The sequence below is a fragment of the Paenibacillus sp. FSL H8-0048 genome (assembly GCF_038002825.1).
GTDB lineage: Bacteria > Bacillota > Bacilli > Paenibacillales > Paenibacillaceae > Paenibacillus_AQ.
Genome location: NZ_JBBODF010000001.1, coordinates 4,048,143 through 4,071,203 on the forward strand (window position 1 = coordinate 4,048,143; position 23,061 = coordinate 4,071,203).

Consider the following 23,061-nt stretch of genomic DNA (forward strand, 5'->3'; position numbering starts at 1 on the left):
ACCCTATTGTCAATCCATTCCCAGTATATTTTTTGAAATTATTTTCGCAATGATTTCTTATTGAACCCTTGTACCATAAGGCTTAACGGGCGAGTCTCTTGTTTATCTGCTGACGAAAAAAGTCGAGAAATCAGAGAATCGGCTGTAGCCGTTTATCTCTTCTCTCTACAATTGTATCAATTTATATTATTAAAATTTGATGCATTTGTCCTATTTCATCACCCTCAGCCCAGCTCCACTCATCATCTGCTCCTGTTCAAAGCAATTTTACCTATTTATAGGCATCTCAACTGAAAAAAAGTGCCGCCCATAAGGACGACACCTGCTAATAGAATTCATATATTTTGAATAAAAATGTCGCCTAGGCAGACCCGAACAGCTGAACCCAGCCAATCATCGATACCCAGAGCGGAACACTTAGAATAATCCCGAATACCAAACCACGGCGGAGACTTCCTTCATGACTCATTGCCATTCTCCTTTGAGCTGATTTATTTTTCAATCTTTATTATTTCAATTTTAATATATAATAATTCGTTTTATTTTATTGCGAAAAAAATCACATTATTTGAGTAATTTATTAAACCCATTGATTATTTTTTGAAAAATGAGTTACAATGCGAATATACGTTCTCTTCGAGGGGTTGAGAGAGATGCATAGAGCAGAGAGTCAGGATAACCTGCTGGTCAAATCCTATATTTTGCTGCCGCTTATACTATCCGCCTTTGAGCGCGATGCTTCTGCTATATCCTCAGAGCTGCGCACGCCCGCGCCTTATCTGGAGGTGATCCAGAGGGCCGTCCATGCCGCTTCTGCCGATCTGCGGGAGATTCGTGCCGGGATGCGCGCCCGTGGTCTGAAGGTCTATGAACAGCAGCGGCTGGAGGCGGGCGTTGAAGCCAGATTCGTCTGCAGAGGTTATCACGAGCGGATGCTGCTGCTGGATGATGTGATTGCCGCCCAGGCCACTCTGCATATGCGGAGATATCTGGGTATGGAGAAGACGGAGCAGGGCGGCGGTTCGAAGTAAGGTTAACAAAAGAAGCCTGCCGCAAGCGGCAGACTTCTGCATTAAATGATCACCCGGATGCGGTTACATTAACAACGTCCAATACCCGAGCGTGCCGCATATAACCACCACAGCTACCGGGTACAGGATTCTACGGCTTACCTGATCCCTGAACGCAAGAAACAAACAAAGCATACAAAGCCATGCAATTAGAAGGCTTCCCATCTATTATGCATACGCTCCTTCCCGGCATTCCTGCCCCTCTCCAGCGGTAGACCGCCTCAGAGCACAACTATCCTTATATACTTATATAGGAAGATTCCCCGCCGAATATCCCAATTATACCAGCTGACAGCCAATCCGGAGCATTATTTCTTCAACAATGCCGTCAGAAAATTCACATTTCCTCTTCCAGCACAGGATATTCCCAGAACCCCAGACGTCCCTTGGCAGGGATGGGATGTACCAGCGGAACAACCTCCTCCAGCTTCCAGGCATACCTTCCTTCGGCATAATTGCCGAATATATATTCATTGCCGTCCGGCCAGCCTTGCTGCGCCAGCTCCGGCGTCACCTCACAGCAATCCGCAATGCGGCTGACCGCAATGATCCTGCCGGTTGGCAGATTGTCCGCAGTGTAGCCATGACGGGCCAGCAACGACTGATACGGCTCCGTCCGGCAGATCGCCTTATTCACCTGCATCCCGGCATGAATGGCTAACTCTCCCCGGTAGGCAGTCCGCCAGGTCCGGGTTTCGATTTGTTTTTCTCCCAGCGCAATTAACGTGGCCCACGGCTGGCGAATGGTCAGGCATTTCATAATGTAGCTTGCCTCCTCTGGTGATAGAATAATAGTTAAGAAGGAAGACAGATAAAATATAGGTAACAAATTAGATCAAGAGTACGGGGTATTAAAAATGAAAATTATTCAATGAGGATACCACATATAAGCTAGGTGTCAAATATAATCATGTCCAGGTTAGAAGAATTGATATTGAACTGTTTGAAGATCAAGAAAAGGGGCTGTCCCAAAAGCCATGAAGTGGCTGCTTGGGACAGCTCTTTATTTTGTAGTAGGATCAACGTGAGCACTTGGGTGAACGCTGCGCGAACGGACCGTTGTTCCAATCGCTGTGCTCTCCAGATTTTTTTCATTCCCCTTAACGGTGAAAATCCGGAGACCAAGGCGACCGCTGCCGCTTTTCCACAATCGTTCCGTCCTCTCCGCTGTTTAAGCGGGAAAAGGTTCTTCAAATCTTTCTAAAATCACACAAAGAAACCTCTCTTTTGTTAAAATGGAGTTACCACACAACCATTTCAAAGGAGAGGTTTCTTTGTACATTCAATATACCATGGACCAACTTTGCTTGCCAATGGATCTGGAAGAAGATATCCCGAAAAATCACCTCGTTCGCGTCGTGAATGCTGCCGTCAACCGGCTGGACAACGCCATTTTTGACGCGGCCTATCCCGGCGGCGGCCGTGACAGCTACCATCCTAAAATGCTTACCAAAGTCATCATCTACGCATACACTCAGCGAATCTATTCGTCTCGCCAAATCGCCAAAGCGGTCCGGGAGAACATTCCCTTCATGTGGCTGGCCGGACGGCAGCGACCCGACTTCCGCACGCTGAATCGCTTCCGTTCCCAGCGGATGAGAAATGTCCTCGAAACGGTATTTACCGCCGTGCTTCAGTTTCTGGCTAACGAAAAATACGTGTCTCTGGAGCATTATTTTGTGGACGGCACTAAGATTGAGGCGAATGCCAATCGCTACACCTTTGTCTGGAGCAAAGCGGTCAGCAAACACAAAGCGAAACTGCAAGATAAGGTACAGGCCCTATTCGCTGACATTGACGTAGCGGAAGAGCAGGAAGAACAAAAGAACCAGGGCAAAGATCTGGCTGAACTCCGCACGGGTTCAGAAATGGACAGTGAGAAACTCGAACAAGCCGTACAAAAGCTTGAAGCTCAGCTTGCCGAAAAACCGAAAGACACGCCCCTAAAAAAGACGGTTCGGAAGTTGCGTAAGGATTTGCTCCCTCGACTGCAGAAGTACGAACAATATCAAAAGCTGCTTGGGGACCGTAACAGTTTCAGCAAGACCGATCCAGAGGCAACGTTTATGCGGATGAAAGAAGATCACATGCGAAATGGCCAACTGAAGCCAGGTTATAATCTACAGATCGGGACCGAAAACCAGTTTATTTTGGCCTACAGTCTCCATCAAAGACCGGGTGACACCCGCTGTTTAGAACCACATCTGGAAAAAACAAAGCAATTCCTCGGGAAACTTCCAAAGACGATCATTGCAGATGCCGGCTATGGAAGTGAAGAAAACTACGCCTATCTGGAAAAGAGCGAGATACAGGCCGTCGTGAAATACAGCACCTACCACAAAGAAAAGAGCAAAGCCTGGAAAGCCGACGTCGGAAAAATCGAGAACTGGACCTACGACGGATCCGAGGATCGTTGGACGTGTTTAGCTGGACACCCGCTGTATTTCCAACGAGAAAGCAAGGAAACCACAGAGAGTGGATACGAAATTAAGAAGCGTCACTACCAAAGTCAAAGCTGCGGAGGTTGTCCGCTAAAAGAAAACTGCACGAAGGGAAGCGGAAACCGGGAAATCGCAGTCAGTTTGGAGCGGCTTAGATACCAGAAACAGGCGAAAGAAATCCTCCGAAGCGAGGAAGGCTATCTATTGGCCGTACGTCGAATGACGGAGCCGGAAAGTGTATTTGGACAATTAAAGAATAACCGGGGCTTCCGGCGCTTTCTGCTTCGCGGCTTGGAAAAAGTGACGCTGGAGGTCGGTTGGCTTTCGCTCGCCCACAACCTGCTGAAGCAAGCAGCGAACGACCAGAAACGCAAAGAAGCGGTCCTCCAATAACGGAGAATCGCTCCTTTTTTTACTTGGTAAGCTTTGAAAAAGTTGCAGGTTTTGTTTCCACCTATAGAATATTTACTTTTGGGACAGCCCCTTTTCTTGAGATGTTTTCATTATCCATTTAAGGAAAGAAGCCCGGACCCCAACTGTGTGTCCAGGAAATTATAAATTTTCGTAAATCAAATGGTTATTATGACTTACGTCTCCATTTTACAATAGAACGAATTATAACAAAAAGAACGAGTACAACAAGAAGAATATTAGTCATTGCTAATGATGAAATTAGTTTATCTATACTTTTTGCGGTTTCGTTGCTGGTGTATACCATTGTCGAATTTAGATTGCTAACTTGATTCGCTACATTATTAATTGGTTGAACTAAATCATTTGAATTCAAATCTTTTCCTCCTCAAACAGTTTTAATATCTTATTATGTTTTTATATTTAATTTTATACCATAACTTTTCTCACTTAAAGAATAATTTTCCAATGGTAATATTTTATTTGTAATAAAATTCATTTTATGGAGGTATACTTAATATGTTAGAATTAAAGAAAATTCTTTCCACTTCTTTAGCCGCTGCTTTACTGCTCACATCTACAGCTGTTGCCTCTGCTGATACAGCAACAGCTCCCACAGGAGTAGCTCAATCCGTCCAACAAGAATTCCCACTACAACTTGATGAACTTACTACAATTTCTACCCCTTATGATCCTTCACTTTACAGTTTCCAAAGATCTGAATCGCCTAGCGAAGTTATTGTTAAAGTGGTTGACATGAATTCCGGTCGTATTGTAGAGACTATCGGTGAAAAAATCGAAGCTCACATGAAACCGGCTGGAGTGTCTATCATGGCAAGTGGTACCTATACTACCAGAACTGCTTACAGAACATTCACGGATCCAGGAGTTAACGGCCAACACTTTGCAGGAGCTGACTTATACACAGTATATAACTGCTGGCAGAGTGGATCTTTTGGTCAAATCAATTCTGTATCTGATACATACTGGTCCCCAATGCCTGGTAATGCAGACTTCACATTAGAGGCTCCACATCAACAATCGCAACCAACTGGAAACACTAACACCTTCCCTACTAATAAAATCACAACAACAGGAACTGTAGTATTTTCTACACATAAAAGTTCTGCTTTTGGGATTTCACTTGGAGCCTTTTCATTCACTTTAGGTGCAGACGGATATAACAGATACACAGTAAGAAACGCAGCTTATAACATCACTTTTGGTCAATAAATAACAGCAAAACCTGCCGGACCTTTGTCTGGCAGGTTTATTTTATGTATACTGTAATTTTTTTTGTACCAGGCCTAAACCTTGGACTGCACCAAGGTTACTACTAGGAAATCCCTATCAGCAATTCAACGAAAAATAGCGGGTTCCCAAAACTCCAGGAACCCGCGCCACTATCAACTTCACAAATATGCTGGTGAAGGGAATTGAACCCCCGGCCTACGCATTACGAGTGCGTTGCTCTACCCCTGAGCTACACCAGCCTACAGGCTTTGTTAGCCTGCCAAACAAAAAATATTATAACTCTTCCAGCGGAAAACGCAACCCCTTTTTCCGCTGGCAGCTGTGTCATCAGCCGTGCATGAGCCCCAGCCTGCGGAAATAATCCAGCGCGAGCTTAGCGCTTGCAAGAGAGGATTCCTCGTAGGCCTCTTGCTCCACAATATAGTAGAGAATTCCGCTCTGCTCCGCTATCTCGAAGACGCTCTGAAAATCGACCTCTCCCTTTCCAAGATCGGTCTCCTCCTGGTTGGCTCCAAAATCCTTAATATGGACCAGCGGAACACGTCCGGCATACCGTGACACATAATCAGCCGGGTTGGCTCCGCCCCTGTATACCCAGCCCAGATCGAACTCTGCCAGCATATGCTCCGCAGGAATCTGCTCCAGCCAGATATCAATGACCGCCTTGCCGTCAACCTCAGCGAATTCATAATCATGATTGTGGTAGCCATACTGCATTCCCGCTGCCCGGACCATCGCGGAAGCCTTCTCAAAGAATGGAATTAACCTCGTTACATCGTCGATGGAAGGGCTGGGCGGAAGCGGCGCTGACGGGGTGATAATATATTGAATTCCCAGCTCCGCCGCGTACTCGATCTCCCTGGCCAATGCCCGCTCCATCTGTTCCAGGCTGCTGAAGTCCAGACCCACATGCGCCGAAGGCGCTGCAAGACCCAGTTCATCCAGCCTGCGACGAAGTACCCCGGCAGCTACGCCGAAATATCCGGCGAATTCCACCACCTGGTATCCCATCTCTGCTACCTTGCCCAGTGTGCCAAGGAAATCCCGCTCCGTCTGGTCACGCAGTGTATACATTTGAATTCCGATCTGCCGCGCTGCTTCTGCCATGAAGAATCCGCTCCTTATCATCATTTCTGGTTGGATACTATATTCACTCTATTTCCCCTGAAGCTTGCGCTCTACGGATTCCAGCTTGCTGCGGCTGGTGGAGGTCTTGTCGCGCCGATCGTCGATCTTGAGCGAGGTGGAGACTCTCTGCGCCCCGGCGGTGAACGGCGACTCATGCAGCGCTTCTACCGCAGCCAGAATCCGCCCCACCGGTCCCTCAATAATCGTACCCATAGAAGTTAGCTCATACGTAATGCCCTCCACCGTCTCCAGCACGCGCTGCATCTCGGCCACATAGCTGCTAAGGCTGGTGCTGCCTGTCCCAATCGGAATAACGGTCACTTCGCCAATTGCCATTGCTATTTCCCTCCCTAAAGTATCTGGTGTGCCTGCCGCTTACTTATTCCCTTATTGTAACGCTTCGCCAGGCTCGCCACAAATCACCTGCACCCTCTCTTTTCTATTAATATCCGTCAAAATGATTACCAGGATTAGACGCACTCTATTTATGGATTCTTTGTGGCGTATTTTCGGAGATTTTATGAAAAATTCAAGGCAGATTTAGAGGAAAGTTGTGGATTACCTGTGGACTAACTGTGGATCAGCTGTGAGTAAAAGCGCCGAACCCGCTCCCCGTGCGGGATTGCAAAAAAACATTTACAAACACAATATATTGCGGTAGCTTTAATAGATAACAACAAAATATAGTAGAAACAGGTGTTTCACCCCTAGTAATAGAGGTGAGACTTAATAGGGAAGCGCGGTGCAAAACCGCTGCGGTCCCGCCACTGTAACCGGATGCTCCCAGGGTGCGATACCCAGGGCCGCATTCTCCGGCTAATTGCCACTAAGGGGCGGAATAAGCCCCCCGGGAAGGCGCTGGAGGAGTTGCCGGAAGCCAGGAGACCTGCCTGTTTCGGCGGCACCGCTTAGACTCCTGCGAGGAACAGGGGAGGTGCCCGTATGCGGCCTGCTATTGCAGAGTTAGCCTTCCGTCAATCGGGCCAGAGGCTGCCGATACCTGAGGACGATCGCGGATTATCTTCAGGTATCGGCTCTGCGGAATATACAAGAACTGGCGTAAGCTATTGCCCCGTTTCTGCTCGTATGTTCCACCCAGACCACAGGCAAATTTCCGCTTTCCGGAGCTTTGCATCCTGCATTCGGGCATTTCCGGCCTTCCCGGCCGGGGGTGCTTTTTTAACGCTTACAATACCCGAGAGGAGAGAGTTATATAATGACGCTGCTGGAGAAACGTTATAACGAAGGACAAGCTGCACAAGAGGTTCTATTGGAAGAGGTCATTCATCTGGGACGGGATATTATCGACAGCCGGGATCTGGATCTGCTGCGCGAGAACGCCAACCTGAACGGGGAGAGCTTCTCCGGCAAAATGAGCAAGTTCGGCAGTGAGTACTCCAAATGGTATGCCCGCAACTTCACCATGCCGCCACAGCTGGTACAGGCTACCCTGGATAATGTCGTCTATGTACATGACCTTGATCAATACGCCATTGGAACCACGAACTGCATCTTTATTCCGTTTGAACGGCTTCTCCGTGAAGGCTTCAATACCGGCAACGGCAGCGTACGGCCTCCCAACTCGATTATGACGGCGATGTCGCTGGTGGCGATTATTTTCCAGTCGCAGCAGAATGCGCAATACGGCGGCGTATCCGCCAACAAGCTGGACTATGATCTGGCCCCTTATGTCACCAAATCCTTCTCCAAGCTCTTCCGCAAAGGTCTGGAGTATTTCGAGGAGAATGCAGAGGTGTCTGGGCTTGGGGAGATTACGATGAGCCGCAGCGATCTGGCCGAGCAGTATCCGCGCGCCTTCCGTTTTGCCCTTAAGGAGACGCAGAGCGAGACCCTGCAAGCCGCAGAGAGTATGGTACATAACCTGAATACGATGTCCAGCCGCTCCGGCGGCCAGATTCCTTTTACCAGCATCAACTACGGCACCTGCACCTCCCCGGAGGGGCAGCTTGTGATCAGCTCGCTGCTGACGGCCACGATGAATGGACTGGGCAGCGGGGAGACGCCGGTGTTCCCGATTCAGATCTTCAAATGCAAGCAAGGCATCAACCAGCAGCCGGGTGATCCTAACTACGAGCTGTTCCTGAAGGCAGCGGAGTGCTCGGCGCGCAGATTGTATCCGAACTTCGCCAACCTGGACGCTCCGCTGAACATGCAATATTATGATCCGGCTGACCCGGATACCGAGTTCGCTACGATGGGCTGCCGCACCCGTGTGCTTGGAGACCGCTTCGGACGCAATCACTGCTCCGGCAAAGGCAACCTGTCCTTCAACACACTCAACCTGGTGCGTCTTGGACTGGCCCACGGCACGATAACCGGCCGCCGCCTCGCTGCTGATGAAGAAGGGTTCTTCGACGACCTCAATCACTATATGGATATTGCGCTCGACGGTCTGCTGCACCGCTTCCGCATCCAGGCTTCCCAGAAGGCCAAAGCCTCCGATTTCATGATGCGGGAAGGCGTCTGGGAGGGCGGCGAGCAGCTTGCCCCCGATGACAGTGTAGGCGAACTGCTGAAGCACGGCAGTCTGTCGCTGGGCTTCATTGGAATGGCAGAATGCATGAAAGCCATGTACGGCAAGCACCACGGCGAAGATATGGAGATCCATGCCAAGGCTGTAGCCATCGTCCGCCATATGCGTGAATATTGTGACCGCAAGAGCGAGGAGCTTAATCTCAACATCACCTTGTTCGCAACACCAGCTGAAGGTCTCTCCGGCAAGTTCACGAAGATTGACCGCAAGGTGCTCGGCTCTATCCCTGGGGTAACCGACCGTGAATACTATACGAATTCGTTCCACATTCCGGTCTACCATGAACTGAGCGCAGCCAAGAAGATCAGCCTGGAAGCTCCGTTCCATGAATATTGCAACGCCGGAGCGATCTCCTATGTCGAGCTGAACGGCAATGCCCGGAGCAACCCGTCAGCCTTCGTCAAAATCATCAAATACGCGCTGGAGCAGGATATCAGCTACTTCAGCATTAACCATCCGATTGACCGCTGCTCCGGCTGCGGCTATGAAGGGGTCATCGGCACGAATTGCCCGACCTGCAATGCCCATGAGGATACCACCCATATCCGCCGTCTGCGCCGGGTTACCGGGTATCTGACCGGCGACTATCAGACCCGCTTCAATGCTGCCAAGCAAGCCGAAGTCCGGGACCGTGTTAAGCATCTATGAACATCTGCGGATATTACCCGGAGTCGATTAATGAAGGCGAGGGCCTGCGGGCCGTCCTCTTCATCAGCGGCTGCCGCCACCGCTGCCCGGGCTGCTTCAACCCGAAGACCTGGAACTTTAGCTTCGGGGAAGTCTTCACCCCGGAGCGGCGGCGCGAGATCATAGAGGAGATTGCAGGCAATCCGCTGCTGGACGGCTTGACGCTGGCGGGCGGGGACCCTTTTTTCTCGGCTGAGGAGGCCGTAGACTTCATTCACGAGCTGCGCACCGAGCTGCCGGGCTTCCCGGTCTGGATCTATACCGGCTATACGTACGAGGAGCTTACGGCTTCGCCGGGCTCTGCGGAATGGAAGCTGCTGGCCTTGTGCCAGGTCGTGATCGACGGACGGTTCGTCGAAGAGCTCAAAGACCTTACCCTCTCCTACCGGGGAAGCAGCAACCAGCGCATTATCGATATTCCGGCGAGTCTGGCGGGAGATTCGGTTGTTCTGTGGGAGCCGGAGCTGAGCTTTCAAGGGGTATGAAATTTAAATGTAAAAAGGCACTAAACGCCCGAAAGCGGGTGGTTTAGTGCCTTTTTGTGAAACGGGACAGATTGAACCGCCAGCATCCGCTATTCTGCGTCTCTTGATTGCCCTGCCTTGCGCCCCACCTTATGCTCTGTCTCTTCCGCCAGCTCTTCCAGCACGCTGTCCAGGCGCAGCTTCAGCTCTTCCGCCAGCTCAACGACGCCCTGGTCGTTACGCACCGCCTGGGAGTCTACGGCGTAGACGCCGCCAAGAATGTAGCGGGCGCCAAGCACGGACAGTACCGGCTTCAGCGCATAGTCTATCGCCAGCAGATGCGCGAGACTTCCGCCCATGAAGAGCGGCAGGACGATTTTACCGGCCAGCCCTTTTTGCGGCACCAGATCCAGGAAGGTCTTCAGCACTCCGGTATAGGAGGCCTTATACACCGGACTAACTACAATTACCGCGTCGGCCTCCGCCACCAGACCATTCGCCTTGACGATCGCTTCGCTCTCGAACTTCGTGTGAATCAGATCCTCCGCCGGAAGCTCTGCCACATTGATCCGCTCCACTTCATACCCGCGCTCCCGCAGGGCACTCTCTGCATACTCAATCACGGCATTGATCCGTGAGACCAGGGAGGGTGTTCCGTTAATTACGACTATTTTGGCCATTTCCGCACCTCTTTTGTCCGTATAATAGGATAAACCGGGTTACTTTCCCGGGCATCAATACTTTAAATTAGTAATAATCCTAGCAGACTACACGGAATATTGTCAAACCTCAATTTGCTTGCAAACTGCTACCGCTCTGGTTATAATAAACGGCAAACCTATATCCCGACCAGGCCAACGACCGGCATCCAACCGCGAGGCGTCTGCGACCGGAGCAGCTTCCTGTTCCCTAAGTTTACCGGGTTTCGCCCGTTACCGCGAAGACCAAAGAGGGCCTTATTCCGCACATTTTAGTTGCATGATGTGAATGAGGTCAACCTGGGTGGCACCGCGAGCTGACGCTCCTCGTCCCATGGATGAGGGCGTTTTTTGCGTTTTTTTACCCACACTTAAGGAGCGGATGCAGATGCTGGATATGAATTGGATCAGGGAGAATGAGGACATTGTACGGAAGACGGCCGAGTGGAAAAGATTGAAGTTCCCCCTGGAGGAACTTCTGGAATGGGATGACCGGCGGCGGGTGGCCCGCCGGGAGACCGAGCAACGCCGGGCGGAGCGCAACGCGCTGACGAAGGACGTGGAGCGCCTGCTGCGCGGGGGCGACGTTTCGGGTGGCGAGCTGGCCAAGGAGCAGGTGCGGGTGATCAACGGCCAGCTGACTCTGCTGGAGGCGGAGCTGCTGGAGGCAGAACGCCGCTGCGGGGAGCTGCTGCTGCTCGCGCCGAATCCCGTGTCGGCGGATACGCCGATCGGACCGGATGAGCGCGCGAATGTGGAGCTGCGGCGGCATGGCGCGCCGCCGGTGTTCGGGTTCCGCACGCGGGACCATGTCGAGCTCGGAGAGCTGCACGACATGATTGACATTCCGCGCGGCGTCAAGGCAGGCGGGCCCCGCAGCTATGTGCTGAAGGGGGCCGGACTGCTGCTGCACCTTGCCGTGCAGCGGCTGGCGCTGGATGTGCTGATGCAGCGCGGCTTCACCGCGATGGACGTGCCCGTGATCGTCCGCCCGGAGGCGCTGGAGCGGACCGGGTTCTTCCCCGGTGGGCGGGATCAGACCTACGAGCTGACTGGCGAGAAGCGCTGGCTGGCCGGGACCTCGGAGGTGTCGCTGGTCTCGCTGTACAGCGATGAGATTCTGGAGCTGGACCAGCCGCTGCGGCTGGCCGGAATGTCGGCCTGCTTCCGCCGCGAGGTGGGTTCGGCAGGCCGCGATGTGCGCGGGCTGTACCGGGTACACCAGTTCTCGAAGATCGAGCAGGTGATCATGTGCAAGAATGATCCGGCAGAATCGGAGCAGATGCTCCAGGAGATTCTCGGCAATGCCGAGCATATTCTCCAGCTGCTGGAGCTGCCTTACCGGGTGGTCGCCGTCTGTAGCGGAGACATGGCGATGAAGACCCACAAGCAGTACGACATCGAGACCTGGATGCCGGGCAGAGAAGCTTACGGGGAGACCCACTCGGCCTCCAATCTGCTCGACTTCCAGGCCCGCCGCTCAGGCATCCGCTACCGTGATGAAGACGGGCGGCTGCAATACTGCCATACCTTGAACAACACAGCGGTGGCCACGCCCCGCATTCTGATTCCGCTGCTGGAGAACCACCAGCAGGAGGACGGTTCGATCTATATTCCGCAGGCGCTGCGGCCTTATATGGGCGGGGCGGAGCGGATTGAACTCAAGTGACTTCCCCTTACCCATCGCCCCCTTCTGGGGGCATTCGGGGGTACCCTGCCCTAGGGTATTCAGCCAAATCAGGAGTAATACTGCTCCTGATTTTTGCCCTTTTTTGAGCTCCACCCGTCATACGCACCCTCCTGCCAACACATTGTAATCGTTTTTTCGCCTACATTCACCCGCTCGGCCCCATACAAGCCCATTGTATACTGTTTTCCACATACATCCAGCCCGCTCGGACCCGTACAGGCCCATTGTATACTGTTTTCAGCATACATCCAGCCCGCACAGCCCCGTACAGGCCCATTGTATACTGTTTTCCGTATACATCCATTCCGCTCGTCCCCACACAACCCAATTGTATACTGTTTTTCGCATACATTCCGCCCACACATTTACGTTTGTGGTGGATAAGGTGCGTGTAGAAGAGTTGAGGGGAAGCGGAAAGATGACTATAGTTTCCTTAACAACAAAACAACAATAAACGGAGCTTCCCTCGCCCAAGAGGGAGACGCCGTTTATCAGCATATAAATAACATGTAGTTTACATGATTTTCAGAAAACATAACTACCTTCGCCTAAAATCTATTAAAATTTTATATTATTCATTGTTTCCAGCTAAGATTTTATGCAACTTTAACAAATATTGACGAAAAATTGCGCTAGATTCATATTATCTCTATTATAATAGAGTACGAATGATATTTTATGGGGAGGTATACTCACATGAAACTTTCTTCACAATGCAGGAAGCCGCTCAGTCTGTTCCTGGCGGTAGCATTGCTATTAACCGGGATCTTCCCGGGATTGTCCACAGGCTCAGGGACGGCCTCGGCAGAGCCGATCATAGCAGCCGACACTGCTGCGGTCACTGCCGCCATCCAAGCTCCAGCGGTTACGGCATCCCCTGCCGCAGGCACTAAGATCGCTACAGGGTCAAAGATTACTTTAAACACCTCTGTAACGGCAAGCGTGTACTACAGCGTCTATGCTGACAACAGCACTACCGCAGAAGTTGCAGACCAATTGTATACTGCCCCAATCAGCGTTCATTCCGGTATTACCTCTCTTAAGATTACAGCTTATTCCTTATTACCCGATTCAGAGAAAGGTCCAACATCCACTTTTGAATACAGCGTAGCCCCTGCACTCGCAGGTCTGAAGATTAACCAGATTCAAGGCGCAGGACATATCTCCCCTTATGTGGATGCTATGGTCACTGACGTTAAGGGAATCGTTACCTACATTAAGGATGCAGACAGCTTCTATATCCAGTCTGCGGCCGCTGATATGGATAACGATATCAAGACCTCGGAAGCCATTCAAATCTATCAGAAGGGAAAAAGCAGTGCCGTTAAACCAGGCGATGCAGTCACGGTAGACGGAGTTGTCAAGGAATTTGGCCGCACCGGACAATTATCTGCCACACAGATTACCGCCAGCCAAACCACGGTTGTCAGCAGCGGTAATCCGCTTCCGGCCCCCACCCTGCTGGGCACCGGCGGACGCCTCATCCCAACGGCTGTAATCGACGATGATGGCCTGAATCCGGCCAAGTTCGAGCCAGCCACCGATGCCATCGACTTCTATGAGAGCCTGGAAGGGATGCGGCTGGAGCTTGCCAAGCCGACCACCGTGGGCCCGGCAGTCTACTATGCTTCCAGCAGTACTTTTGAAATCCCGGTGGTGACCGTCAACGGTACGGGCAACACGACTGAAGTGACTTCCCCTGCCGGCGGACTGGTATTGACGGGTGCCGACTTTAACCCGCAGCGCCTGATTCTCTCGGTGAAGACCGCTCCGGTACTCACTACAGGCCAGCAGTTCTTGGGCAATGTCACCGGTATTCTGACCTATGACTACGGCAAATTCCTGATTTCTACGGAAACAGACGGCCTGCCGGATGTCTCCCCAAGCAAGCTGAAGCGGGAAGTAACCTCCCTCTCTTCGGGAGAAGCGGACAAGCTCAATATTGCTTCTTTTAATATAGAGAACTTCTCCCAGCACAATGATCCAGCCAAAATCACCAACGTGGCTAAGGACATCGTCGTCAATCTCAAAACACCGGACATTATCGGCCTGACAGAAGTGCAGGATAACGATGGAACCGGCAAAGGCGGAACAGATGCCAGCGAAAGCTACAAAGCCCTGATCGCTGCCATTACAGCCATTGACGGCGGTGCATCTAACTATGGTTACACGGATATCGCCCCGCAGAACAACCAGGATGGCGGCGTTCCAGACGGCAATATCCGCTCAGGCTTCCTGTACAATATGAACCGCGTCACTCTGAAACCGGGCACACCCGGAACAGCTACAGACGCTGTGAGCTATGCCGCAGGCTCTGGCCTCAGCCTGAATCCGGGCCGCATTGATCCGGAGAATGAAGCCTTCAAAGAGTCGCGCAAGCCGCTGGCTGCCGAGTTCCTTTTCGGGGGTAAAGAAATTATCGTCATTGCTAATCACTTCAACTCCAAGAGCAGCGACAGCTATCTGTTCGGTTCCGTTCAGCCTCCGGTCTTCTCGACTGAAATTCAGCGGGCCAAGATTGCCAAGGTGGTAGGCAGCTTCGCTGAGGATGTGCTTCAGAAGAACCCTAAGGCCAATCTTGTCGTGCTGGGCGATCTGAATGACTTCCAGTTCTCAGATACGCTCAATATCCTCAAGGGCAGTGCACTTACGAATCTTGTAAATACCCTGCCGCTGAATGAACGGTATTCCTACAATTTCCAGGGCAACTCCCAGACGCTGGATCATATCCTCGTCAATAACCGGCTGGCTTCTGCCAGCAAGCTTGATATCGTGCATATTAATGCCGATTTTGCAGATCCGGGAGATTATCCGAAGGGCACTGTATCTGATGCCGACGGCATCCGGATCAGCGACCATGACCCGCTGCTCGCACAGATTGACTTCGGTACTACAGATTTCAATCTGCGCGTCCTGCATACGAACGATACCCATAGCCATCTGGAGAATATCACCAAGCGTACCTCCGCCATCAGCAGTGAACGGACAGGCAATACGGTGCTGCTGGATGCGGGTGACGTCTTCTCCGGAACCCTGTATTTCAACCAGTTCAAGGGTCAGGCAGACATCAAATTCATGAACAATATCGGCTATGATGCGATGACCTTCGGCAATCATGAGTTTGACATGAATAAGGAGAATCCGGAAATCCTGCGGAATTTCGTGACGGCGGCCAAGTTCCCGTTCGCCAGCTCCAATATTGATTTCACTACGAAGGGCAGCGAGCTTGCCGATCTCTATCATGAGATGACCGGTATTCTTGAGACAGATGAGACCAAGAGTACGGCCAAAGACGGCCATATTTACCCTTCTGTCATCAAGGACGTCTATGGAGAGAAGGTCGGAATCTTCGGCTTGACAACTGAGGATACCGTTGGCCTGGCGTCTCCCGGCGACAAGATTATTTTCAAGGATCATGTAGACAGCGCGAAGCGTACCGTCAAGGCGCTTGAAGACCAGGGCATCAACAAGATTATCGCCGTCACACATCTGGGGTACACCGTGGATCAGGAGCTGGCCAAGGCCGTTCCGGGGATCGACATTATTGTCGGCGGACATTCCCATACGAAGATCGATAACCCGCCAACTCCTGTGGTAATTGCAGGTACGGACAAGAATGTCCTGATTGTGCAGACCGGCGAATACAGCCAGTTCCTCGGTGAGCTGGATGTGACCTTTAATGACCAAGGCGAGGTTAAGGCTTATCAAGGCAAATTGCTGGATGTGAATCTGTTCGGTGAAGATGTTGCTGCCAAAAAAATTCTTGCCCCATACGATGCTGAATTGGAAACAGTCCGTAGCCAGGTTGTAGGCCGCTCGGACGTTGATCTCTACACCAACCGTGACATTGACGGGAAATCCGTCCGCGTGGTGCGTAAGGAAGAGACCCCAATCGGCAACATGATTGCTGACAGTGTTGCGGAGAAAGTAACTGAGCTAATGCCTAACTTCGTGTCCAAGGAGGACCAGAGTACGATCAAAGGCGTCGTCGCCATCCAGAACGGCGGAGGCATTCGCGCAGCGATTGACAAGGGCGATATTACGATGGGCGAGGTGTTGACCACACTCCCATTCAATAACAGCCTGGTTGCCCTGAAGGTCACTGGCGCAGAGATCATCTCTTCCCTGGAGAACGCAGTCAGCGGCCTGGAGTCCGACCAGGGACGGTTCGCTCATGTCTCAGGGATGAAATACACGTATGATTCGACCAAAAAGCCGGAGATTGTGAGTTCTTTGACCGGTCAGGTGACCCAGACCGGGGAGCGCATCATCTCCGTTGAGATCAAGCAGGCGGACGGGACTTATCTGCCGGTTGATCCGGCAGGCTATTATATTCTGTCCACGAACTCCTTCATGGCTGGCGGCGGAGACTTCTACCGTGCACTGGCTTCAGCCAAGGCGGATGGACGTTATTATGAGCTGGGCCTGCCTGACTTTGAGGTGCTGCTGGCTTATCTGAAGAACCATAAACCGGTCACCTCCAAGCTTGAAGGACGGATCACTGATCTGAAGGGAGCCGCTCCAAATCCAAGTCCGACTACAACACCGGCACCAACCACGAATCCGGGAGGATCTAATCCGGGAGGCTCCGGGGGAGTGACGCCTACGGCAACGCCATCGGCCACCCCTGCTCCAAGCGCGGGAGCAGCGCCGCAGATTACCACATTTACTGCAGCGGATCTCACCGCTAAGCTTGCAGCCCTGCCTGCCGGTACGAATGAGCTGAAGCTTCCGCTCACGGCTTCAGCAGGCGGCGCCCAGGCTGTGCTGCCAGGCAGCGTGCTGGTGCAGCAGGCGGCGGCACAACCGGACACAGTGTTGACCTTCATCTCTACCGGCGGTGCTTCTTATTCCCTGCCGCTGAGTCTTATCAACGGGACGGCTCTGGCCGCCCGGCTTGGCACCAGTGATTTCACAATTACCGTATCATTGCTTCAGGCAGATACCGCTATACTGGACAGCCTGAACAAAGCTATCGCCGCGCAGGCAGGTACGATCACTGTTGCTGCACCAGTCATTGAATTCAGTGTTACTGCCCAGGCAGGCACTACAAGCGTTCCGCTGAACAGCTTCGGCAGCATTTATGTGAAGCGGACCCTCACGGCTACAGGTGCACTTGATGCCAAGGGCGCGACCGGTGTCGCCTTTGACCCGGCCACAGGTAAGCTATCCTTCGTGCCTTCGGTCTTCGCTAGTCCGGCAGACGGACATACGGAAGTAACGATCAAGCGCAACAGCAACAGCTATTATACTGTGGTGAAGTCATCCAAGACCTTCGGTGACACTACCGGACACTGGGCACAATCCGCTATTGAGCTGCTGGCCTCGAAGCTGGTGATTACCGGCACCAGCAGTACCGCTTTCTCGCCTGCCCAGTCCATAACACGGGCCGAGTTCGCAGCGTTGATTACCCGTTCCCTGGGCCTTGCCCCGGCAGCAACAGCAACGGCCTTCAGTGACGTCCGTGCAGGCGCATGGTACACGGATGCTGTACAGACCGCGGCTTCCGCAGGTCTGATTACCGGATATACCGACGGCAGCTTCAAGCCGGGCAGCCCGATTACCCGGCAGGAGATGGCAGCCGTCCTGTCCAAAGCCATGAAATACACCGGCAAGACCCTGACGTCCGATCCGGCTGTACTGGCTAAATTCCGCGATGCCTCAAGCATCCCGGCCTGGTCCAGAGCAGCGGTAGCAGAGATCGCCGCCGCAGGCATTATTCAGGGAACCCCTGATGGTGCGTTCGCTCCGGCGAAGCTGGCTACCCGTGCGGAAGCAGCTACGATGCTGGAGAAGACCTTGAAGTCGCTGCAATTCATTAACTAACACACGCACGCCACAGCGTTATACGAGGTTTAAATCAGTAAAGGCGGTTCCCAAGGCGCATGATGCGCTGCGGGAACCGCCTTTTTTGATAGATAAGTATTTTTATGTTTTGGAGTCCCCGCAAAGCGCCTGAGCCACATCCTCCGTCAAAAGAATCATTTGCCAAAGAAGAAATGTTCGTTTATTATAAAACTAATAAATGTTCTATATACATAGAACCAACACCTTTACCACACCAGAAAGCAGGAATTTCTTATGGAATATAAATTAACCGTAGACTTCGCGCCTATCTATGAATGTATTACCAGCCTCAACGCTTTTATCGGCAAGCAAAATCATACGGCTATGGATGCCGGTACTCCCTGGGTCCGTCTGGTCCAGACGCAGTTCGCCCCTGTCATGCTCCAGCGTATGAAGGAGGTGCTGAAGCTCACCGATAATTTCAGTCTATCCCCCTACATCTGGAGCTGTCCCGGAGAGCGTACGCCGGAGGAATTCCTGCATTGGTTCGAAGACTTGTCTCCGGGGGAGCTCTACGACATTGCCGGGAGGTTCGGGCAGAGTGTGCCTGCGAATCTTGCCGGACTGCGGGATGCTGCGGCTGAAGTAATCCGGGTGTGGAATGACAGCTACTTCAGCAGCATTGATCCGGCCATCCTAGAAGGGTTGCGGCAGGAGGCCGGAGCACGGACAGCGATGCTGAACGGCACGAATGATATGGACGTCTACGAAGCAGCTACCGAAGGGATGCGGCTCTATCCGTCGGAGACGCTGAAGCGGGTTATTATCACTCCGCAGTATCATGCCCGTCCGCTGGTCATCTCCTCTCAATATGATGAGTTTGTGTTCACCAGCTACTCCTGCGATGCGCTACCACCCGGAGAAGGACGTCCTGCTGCCGCGCTCCTGCGGCTTACCCGGGCGTTATCAGATGAGACCCGGCTGTTCATTCTCCGGCAGCTTACCGGACGACAGATGAATTTCACAGAGATTGTGAAGGCGGTTAAGCTGTCCAAAAGCACGATTCACTACCACCTGATCGCGCTGCGCGCTGCAGGTCTGGTCATCGTTCACACCAGCGGCAAAAGTGTCTCCTACAGCCTGCGGCTGGAGGCTCTGGATGATCTGCCCGGGCAAATTGAGGATTACCTGAAGGGGTGAGCGGGTTGCAGAAACGGAGCTATTACGGATTGTTATCCACGGTTTCACTCAGCGCCTTCGGCGATGCCTTTGGGCTGCTGGCCATGGAGTGGCTGGTCTATGACCTGACCGGCTCCAAGGTTGCGATGGGGGCGCTTGCGCTCAGCTCCATGATTCCTGAGCAGGTGCTCCGCCTGCTCGGCTCGCCGCTGTCCGACCGGCTGCCCCGCGTGCGCTTCATGGCCTGTCTTGCCGTACTGCGGCTGCTGGCGCTCCTGCTTCCGCTTGGCATGGGACTCGCCGGCCATCTCCAGCTCTGGCAGCTGTTCGCGGCCGCCAGCCTGAGCGGAGCCTGCTCCGCGCTGTTCCTGCCGACGGCTATGGCTATTATCCCCGGGATCGCCGGGACCGGCAAGCTGATGCGCGCCTTCGCCATCATTGACGGCTGCAAGGGGGCCGCCGCACTGCTTGGACCGGCGCTTGCCGGCATCCTGACCGCGGCCAGCGGGGCTTTGCCGGCGCTCGGGGTCAATGCCGTCTGTTATATGGCTGCAATCGCCATGCTGCTGTGGCTGCCCCGGATGAGCAAGCCCGCCGGTCCGCCTGCTGCCGTCTCCGTGTCCGGCTATCTGCGGGAGGTGGCCGAAGGCTTCTCGTTCTACCGGCGCTTCCCGGCCATGCTGACGATCATGATGATGGCTGCCGTCAGCAACCTTAGCTCCACAGCTATATGGACGATGATGGTCCCTTATGTCCGCGAGGTGCTGCACCGCGATGCGGCGGCTGTAGGCACGCTATCTACAGTGTCTGCGTTTGGCTATCTCGCCGGACTCGGGGCCATCTCCATCATGGGTGAGATTAAACAGCGGCGTGCCGTCATGCTTGGCAGCCTGGGCTTATCGGGCATCGTCACCATGCTGTGGGGCTTCATCCCCAGCTATGCCTTCGCCTTGTTCGCCGTATTCGCCGCGGGACTGATGGGGCCCTTCTTCAGCTCCTTAAGCTCGTCCCTGCACGGACGGCTCGTGCCCGGCCAGCTTCAGGGCCGGGTGAATTCGGTCCGCTTCCTGATTGGCGGGAGCCTGTCGCCGATTGGCGCCCTGGCAGCGGGTACGGTCGCCGAGCTGTATGGAGTTCCTGTGCTTTTGCTTGCTGCAGGCCTGCTTCCGGCGCTGTATGCCGGAGTGGCCCTGCGCCTGCCCGGCCTGAAAGCGCTGGATGGCGACCTGTCTGTGCTGGAGCAGCGGGACCGCCAGCGCCAGGAGGCTGCGCTGACGGGTAATGTCTCTGTGTAGATGAGCCCAAGGAGCTAGCAATGTTACACTTTGTGCTGGATCTCCGCGCAGGTTACTCCTATGGAGTCCTAGTACAGTGCCAGATTTAAAAGGGTGGATAAGCTTTTGAAACTCAGGTGTTCGTGTAATGAAACCCTATCATCCCAAAAAATCTAACGGACCGAAGAGACCTTATCCTCACGAGAACGCCACCTTTTGCAGCGTAACGGACTCAGTGGAGCTTATCGTCTTTCTGCGAGACGTTTTGGAGCTGAATTGCAGGGGATAAGGTCCTTACGGTCCGCTAATCGCCCAAGTGATGACTTTCTTCCCGGATAAGAGCACCTCAGTCCGTTACGCCAAGCCAAACGTCCCCCAAAAAAGATAAAAACTGTATATTGAAAAATATGTAATTTTAAGAGTGATTTATTCTACTCCATTATTTTAAATCTGATGAGGTACTAGCAGTATTGTACTTCATGCAGGATTTTTCTAAATTTGTTACTGGATACGGCACATTGTTGCAACTTTTGCAGGAATTCGAACGATTACGGGCTATCGGGAGCTGGATTGTTGCATTTCGTGCAGGATTTCCGCCCAGCTCGCCCCTCTAGAGCCGACAGTGTTGCACTTCATGCAGGATCTCCGCCCTCGTCGCTCCTATCGTGCTGCATTGTTGCACTTTATGCAGCGCTTCCGCCCAGGCCTTGCCCCGCCCCATGCCAAACAGGCGATGCCACATGCGCATCGCCTGTTTATCGTAACTGCACCTGCTGTGCTGCTATCCAGTAACTGCCGCTTAGGACTCCAGGCCGCCCTCACTAGTCACATAATGACTGGTATCTCCGTGCAGCACGATCTCCGGCACGCCGTCTGTAATATCAATTCTGCATAGGCAGGTAGGGTGGATGTAGGGCAGATCCCACAGCTTCTCCATGGCACGGTCTTCAAAATAAGCCATCAGCACCTTCACTACTACCGTATGGGTGGCAATGAGAATCGTGCCGCCTTCATGCCGGTGGATGAGTTCCCGCAGCTTGCCGAGTGCACGCTCCTGCACGGCGGCGAAGGTCTCGCCGCCCTTGATGCTGAACAGCGCCGGGTCACCCCAGAATAGCTGGTGCTGCTCCGGGTACTGCTCCTCCAGCTCACCGGCCTCCCGGCCTTCCCAGACGCCAAGGTTAATTTCTTTGAATTCGTCATAGGCGGTAAGCGGGATCTCCCGGCCGCCCCGGATAATCTCTGCCGTCCGCAGCGCCCGGGGGCTGGAGCTGGCATAGACCGCGTCCAGATGGACATCCTGCATAGCCTGACTTAACCACTCTGCCTGTTGCACCCCAAGCGGTGTAAGTGGCGAATCCTGATGGCCCTGCATCCGCTTCTGCACATTCCATTCCGTCTGCCCGTGTCTTGTAATATACACCGTAGTAGTCATGAACTCTGATTCCCCTTTACCCAATTATGTATCGATGTTTACATCATGCCGCTCCGGCATCACACCAGCCTCTGCCCGCCGTATCCGCAAGGTCTACCTGCGGCTGCGCTCCAGCCACTTCACCCCATAATCGACTATCTCCCGCTGCGGGACCAGCTGCGCCGCAGATGCTGCAATGAAGCCCTTGGCAATCTGCCCGGTCTCCTTGTCAAAGTCCGCGCCAAGCTGAGCGAAATCATCCGAATTCCAGTTGTAATCGCTGAACTCTACCCATTGCCGGGCACCGTCTACCAGCATCGGAGCGCCTGCGATCACTTCCTGCTTCCCGGCATAATCCGCCCGGTGCTCCGCCAGATGCAGCGAGGTGTTGTTCCCATGGTCCACGCCCAGCAGCAGCACGCTTCCACCCAGCTCATAGATCCGGGCCAGCGGCGAACGCTCTCCGAAGGCATATTCCAGGCCATGGCCGTCAATAATGACATCCCGGTGCTTCCCCCAGGCGGCAAAAGAATCAATCGGATGGCTGCTGCGCCGCACGCCCCGCTGCTTGCGGAAGCAGTCCGGGATAATCCCCATGCCGCGAATAGGCGTCAGGTCCGGGTCATACGCCGGCATATGCTCCCGGATCTCCGGCCACCAGGCCTCCGGCACCGGCGGTCTGCTCCAGCCTGACGGATCGGTCAGATCCGAGGATTGCGTCGGCATCACCAGTGTCCCTTCCTCGCCCAGCACCTGCTCCAGCGCGAGGATCACGGCAACGGGTCCGCCGGCCACCCACTGCCCGAGTGACTTGAAGGAGGAATGCAGCAGCAGCGTCATGCCCTCCTGCACACCCAGCCGCCGGAAATCGGCGGCCAGCCTATCTGCCGTAATCAGTGTTCCTTGGATCTCTTCCATACAAATACCTCCAGACCTTCCATCTATCCTATCATAGATCACAAGTGGAAACGACTTTGCCGTCCTTTTAAGGACGGTATCGTTCTAGTGAG

At 53.2% G+C, this 23,061-nt stretch carries 15 protein-coding genes, 1 tRNA gene and 1 riboswitch; of the genes, 9 read left to right on the forward strand and 7 right to left on the reverse strand.

Translation table 11 applies throughout. The annotated features are described in order from the left end of the window. The first annotated feature begins 653 nt into the window (after positions 1–653). Positions 654–1,031 (forward strand): hypothetical protein, encoded by a 378-nt coding sequence (locus NSU18_RS17160; RefSeq protein WP_341014901.1) that lies wholly within the window; start codon positions 654–656, stop codon positions 1,029–1,031. 376 nt (positions 1,032–1,407) lie between these two features. On the opposite strand, the gene NSU18_RS17165 is transcribed toward NSU18_RS17160, so the two are convergent. Next, the gene (locus NSU18_RS17165; RefSeq protein ID WP_341014903.1) at positions 1,408–1,830 is read right to left on the reverse strand and encodes an ASCH domain-containing protein; all 423 of its coding nucleotides are present in this window, start codon (positions 1,828–1,830) and stop codon (positions 1,408–1,410) included. A gap of 514 nt (positions 1,831–2,344) precedes the next feature. On the opposite strand from NSU18_RS17165, the gene NSU18_RS17170 reads away from it, so the two are divergent. Together NSU18_RS17170 and NSU18_RS17175 are read left to right on the forward strand one after the other, a co-directional pair. Beyond that, positions 2,345–3,904, forward strand: coding sequence for an IS1182 family transposase (locus tag NSU18_RS17170; RefSeq protein ID WP_341149625.1), 1,560 nt, complete (start codon positions 2,345–2,347; stop codon positions 3,902–3,904). Positions 3,905–4,441: 537 nt separating this feature from the next. Continuing rightward, positions 4,442–5,155, forward strand: a complete 714-nt coding sequence (locus NSU18_RS17175; RefSeq protein ID WP_341014904.1) for a hypothetical protein — start codon at positions 4,442–4,444, stop codon at positions 5,153–5,155. A gap of 188 nt (positions 5,156–5,343) precedes the next feature. Here the strand turns inward: NSU18_RS17175 and NSU18_RS17180 are convergent. The 3 genes from NSU18_RS17180 to NSU18_RS17190 form a co-directional block, all read right to left on the reverse strand. Further along, positions 5,344–5,415 (reverse strand) — tRNA-Thr (locus NSU18_RS17180). An 88-nt stretch (positions 5,416–5,503) separates the two neighbouring features. Next, positions 5,504–6,283, reverse strand: coding sequence for a sugar phosphate isomerase/epimerase family protein (locus NSU18_RS17185; RefSeq protein ID WP_341014906.1), 780 nt, complete (start codon positions 6,281–6,283; stop codon positions 5,504–5,506). A 48-nt stretch (positions 6,284–6,331) separates the two neighbouring features. Then, positions 6,332–6,640, reverse strand: coding sequence for an MTH1187 family thiamine-binding protein (locus NSU18_RS17190; RefSeq protein ID WP_341014908.1), 309 nt, complete (start codon positions 6,638–6,640; stop codon positions 6,332–6,334). Between the two features lie 341 nt (positions 6,641–6,981). Then, positions 6,982–7,212, forward strand: a riboswitch (cobalamin riboswitch). Between the two features lie 308 nt (positions 7,213–7,520). Between NSU18_RS17190 and NSU18_RS17195 the strand changes: the two genes are divergently transcribed. Both NSU18_RS17195 and nrdG read left to right on the forward strand, forming a co-directional pair. After that, positions 7,521–9,506 carry an anaerobic ribonucleoside triphosphate reductase gene (locus NSU18_RS17195; protein ID WP_341149626.1) on the forward strand — a complete coding sequence of 662 codons (1,986 nt, stop codon included), beginning with the start codon at positions 7,521–7,523 and terminating at the stop codon, positions 9,504–9,506. Further along, positions 9,503–10,030, forward strand: a complete 528-nt coding sequence (gene nrdG, locus NSU18_RS17200) for an anaerobic ribonucleoside-triphosphate reductase activating protein (protein ID WP_341149627.1) — start codon at positions 9,503–9,505, stop codon at positions 10,028–10,030. Before NSU18_RS17195 ends, nrdG begins: the two co-directional genes overlap by 4 nt. Before the next feature lie 89 nt (positions 10,031–10,119). On the opposite strand, the gene ssuE is transcribed toward nrdG, so the two are convergent. Beyond that, positions 10,120–10,689, reverse strand: coding sequence for an NADPH-dependent FMN reductase (gene ssuE / locus NSU18_RS17205; RefSeq protein ID WP_341014913.1), 570 nt, complete (start codon positions 10,687–10,689; stop codon positions 10,120–10,122). 406 nt (positions 10,690–11,095) lie between these two features. On the opposite strand from ssuE, the gene serS reads away from it, so the two are divergent. The 4 genes from serS (at position 11,096) to NSU18_RS17225 (ending at position 20,658) form a co-directional block, all read left to right on the forward strand. Continuing rightward, entirely contained in the window at positions 11,096–12,376 is a 1,281-nt protein-coding gene (serS, locus tag NSU18_RS17210; RefSeq protein WP_341149628.1) for a serine--tRNA ligase, read from the forward strand. Positions 12,377–13,093: 717 nt separating this feature from the next. Beyond that, positions 13,094–18,223: an S-layer homology domain-containing protein gene (locus NSU18_RS17215; protein WP_341149629.1), complete on the forward strand. Its 5,130-nt coding sequence runs from the start codon at positions 13,094–13,096 to the stop codon at positions 18,221–18,223. 255 nt (positions 18,224–18,478) lie between these two features. Next, positions 18,479–19,384: an ArsR/SmtB family transcription factor gene (locus NSU18_RS17220; protein ID WP_341149630.1), complete on the forward strand. Its 906-nt coding sequence runs from the start codon at positions 18,479–18,481 to the stop codon at positions 19,382–19,384. Between the two features lie 5 nt (positions 19,385–19,389). After that, positions 19,390–20,658, forward strand: a complete 1,269-nt coding sequence (locus tag NSU18_RS17225; RefSeq protein WP_341014919.1) for an MFS transporter — start codon at positions 19,390–19,392, stop codon at positions 20,656–20,658. Positions 20,659–21,436: 778 nt separating this feature from the next. On the opposite strand, the gene NSU18_RS17230 is transcribed toward NSU18_RS17225, so the two are convergent. Continuing rightward, entirely contained in the window at positions 21,437–22,072 is a 636-nt protein-coding gene (locus NSU18_RS17230; protein ID WP_341014921.1) for a histidine phosphatase family protein, read from the reverse strand. Between the two features lie 93 nt (positions 22,073–22,165). Continuing rightward, positions 22,166–22,969 (reverse strand): aminoglycoside N(3)-acetyltransferase, encoded by an 804-nt coding sequence (locus tag NSU18_RS17235; RefSeq protein ID WP_341014923.1) that lies wholly within the window; start codon positions 22,967–22,969, stop codon positions 22,166–22,168. Positions 22,970–23,061 lie beyond the last annotated feature (92 nt).

What these genes read in the sequence shown, in the direction of transcription:
- NSU18_RS17220 (WP_341149630.1), top strand. Translation starts at nt 18,479, where the DNA reads ATGGAATATAAATTAACCGTAGACTTCGCGCCTATCTATGAATGTATT.
- NSU18_RS17235 (WP_341014923.1), bottom strand. Translation starts at nt 22,969, where the DNA reads ATGGAAGAGATCCAAGGAACACTGATTACGGCAGATAGGCTGGCCGCC.
- NSU18_RS17230 (WP_341014921.1), bottom strand. Translation starts at nt 22,072, where the DNA reads ATGACTACTACGGTGTATATTACAAGACACGGGCAGACGGAATGGAAT.
- ssuE (WP_341014913.1), bottom strand. Translation starts at nt 10,689, where the DNA reads ATGGCCAAAATAGTCGTAATTAACGGAACACCCTCCCTGGTCTCACGG.
- serS (WP_341149628.1), top strand. Translation starts at nt 11,096, where the DNA reads ATGCTGGATATGAATTGGATCAGGGAGAATGAGGACATTGTACGGAAG.
- NSU18_RS17165 (WP_341014903.1), bottom strand. Translation starts at nt 1,830, where the DNA reads ATGAAATGCCTGACCATTCGCCAGCCGTGGGCCACGTTAATTGCGCTG.
- NSU18_RS17190 (WP_341014908.1), bottom strand. Translation starts at nt 6,640, where the DNA reads ATGGCAATTGGCGAAGTGACCGTTATTCCGATTGGGACAGGCAGCACC.
- NSU18_RS17215 (WP_341149629.1), top strand. Translation starts at nt 13,094, where the DNA reads ATGAAACTTTCTTCACAATGCAGGAAGCCGCTCAGTCTGTTCCTGGCG.
- nrdG (WP_341149627.1), top strand. Translation starts at nt 9,503, where the DNA reads ATGAACATCTGCGGATATTACCCGGAGTCGATTAATGAAGGCGAGGGC.
- NSU18_RS17185 (WP_341014906.1), bottom strand. Translation starts at nt 6,283, where the DNA reads ATGGCAGAAGCAGCGCGGCAGATCGGAATTCAAATGTATACACTGCGT.
- NSU18_RS17160 (WP_341014901.1), top strand. Translation starts at nt 654, where the DNA reads ATGCATAGAGCAGAGAGTCAGGATAACCTGCTGGTCAAATCCTATATT.
- NSU18_RS17195 (WP_341149626.1), top strand. Translation starts at nt 7,521, where the DNA reads ATGACGCTGCTGGAGAAACGTTATAACGAAGGACAAGCTGCACAAGAG.
- NSU18_RS17175 (WP_341014904.1), top strand. Translation starts at nt 4,442, where the DNA reads ATGTTAGAATTAAAGAAAATTCTTTCCACTTCTTTAGCCGCTGCTTTA.